Origin of the sequence: Fructobacillus pseudoficulneus, from assembly GCF_900108455.1 — a bacterium.
Taxonomy (GTDB): domain Bacteria; phylum Bacillota; class Bacilli; order Lactobacillales; family Lactobacillaceae; genus Fructobacillus; species Fructobacillus pseudoficulneus.
Window position 1 is genome coordinate 1 of sequence record NZ_FNWS01000016.1, and the last position, 1,600, is coordinate 1,600.

Annotated in this window: 1 tRNA gene and 2 rRNA genes; all 3 read right to left on the bottom strand. The window is 47.2% G+C overall.

Annotated features, from left to right (window positions below):
* Positions 1–1,154, bottom strand: a 23S ribosomal RNA gene (locus BLW39_RS06930); the annotation flags it as partial.
* Positions 1,155–1,349: 195 nt separating this feature from the next.
* Positions 1,350–1,422: transfer RNA gene (locus BLW39_RS06935), tRNA-Ala, on the bottom strand.
* A gap of 97 nt (positions 1,423–1,519) precedes the next feature.
* Positions 1,520–1,600 (bottom strand): 16S ribosomal RNA (locus BLW39_RS06940); the annotation flags it as partial.

Below are 1,600 nucleotides of genomic sequence, written 5' to 3' on the forward strand. Positions count from 1 at the left end.
GCACTCGACTAGTGAGCTATTACGCACTCTTTAAATGGTGGCTGCTTCTAAGCCAACATCCTAGTTGTCTATGCACTATCACATCGTTTTCCACTTAACATATATTTGGGGACCTTAACTGGCAGTCTGGGCTGTTCCCCTTTCGACGGTGGATCTTATCACTCATCGTCTGACTCCCATTCATACATATCTGGCATTCGGAGTTTATCAAACTTTGGTAACCCGAGATGGGCCCCTAGGCTTAACAGTGCTCTACCTCCAGTATGCTTATAATGAGGCTAGCCCTAAAGCTATTTCGGAGAGAACCAGCTATCTCCAAGTTCGTTTGGAATTTCACCGCTACCCACAGTTCATCCGAGCATTTTTTAACATGCACCGGTTCGGACCTCCAGTAAGTTTTACCTCACCTTCATCCTGACCATGGGTAGGTCACCTGGTTTCGGGTCTACAGCATCGTACTATTCGCGCTATTCACACTCGCTTTCGCTGCGGCTCCGGTTTTTTCACCTTAACCTCGCACGATACCGTAACTCGCCGGTTCATTCTACAAAAGGCACGCCATCACCCGTTAACGGGCTCTGACTTCTTGTAGGCGTCGTGGTTTCAGGAACTATTTCACTCCCCTTCCGGGGTGCTTTTCACCTTTCCCTCACGGTACTGGTTCACTATCGGTCACTAGGGAGTATTTAGCCTTACGGGATGGTCCCCGCAGATTCCGACCGGATTTCTCGTGTCCGGCCGTACTCAGGATCCTGTCTAGAGGACAAAAGCTTTCGGTTACGGGGTTATCACCCTCTTTGACAACGCTTCCCAACGTTTTCACCTAACTTCTGTCTTGGTAACTCAACGACAGTCCTACAACCCCAGCATGCAAGCACACTGGTTTGGGCTCTTCCCGTTTCGCTCGCCGCTACTCAGGGAATCGATTTTTCTTTCTGCTCCTGCTGCTAATGAGATGTTTCAGTTCACAGCGTATTCCTTCCAATATCCTATGTATTCAGATATGGATAGCACTTCTATGTGCTGGGTTTCCCCATTCGGAAATCTCTGGGTCATAGCGTACTTACCGCTCACCAAAGCTTATCGTAGTTAGTCACGTCCTTCATCGGCTCCTAGTGCCAAGGCATCCACCACGCGCCCTTATTCACTTAACCACAACTACTAATAGTTGGATCAGTTTTATGAGTTGGTCAATTTTTTGACCTGCGATTAAACCGTTCTTTTGTTAAAGAACTTGTGTTGTTTCTCGGTTCATTTAGATGATTCACCTCTGAATCATTTTAAAAGAATTTCTTGATTATTCAGTTTTCAATGTACAAGCTTTGGCCAAAAGGCTTTCTTCTGGCCAATGGAGAATAGCGGGATCGAACCGCTGACCCCCTGCTTGCAAAGCAGGTGCTCTCCCAGCTGAGCTAATCCCCCATAAGCTGGTTTTGTGCGTCACGCACTCAAAACTAAACAAAACTTTTGAACATTCAAATTAACACTTAAGTCCCTGTAACGCTCCGATTATCCTTAGAAAGGAGGTGATCCAGCCGCAGGTTCTCCTACGGCTACCTTGTTACGACTTCACCCCAGTCATCTGTCCTGCCTTAGACGG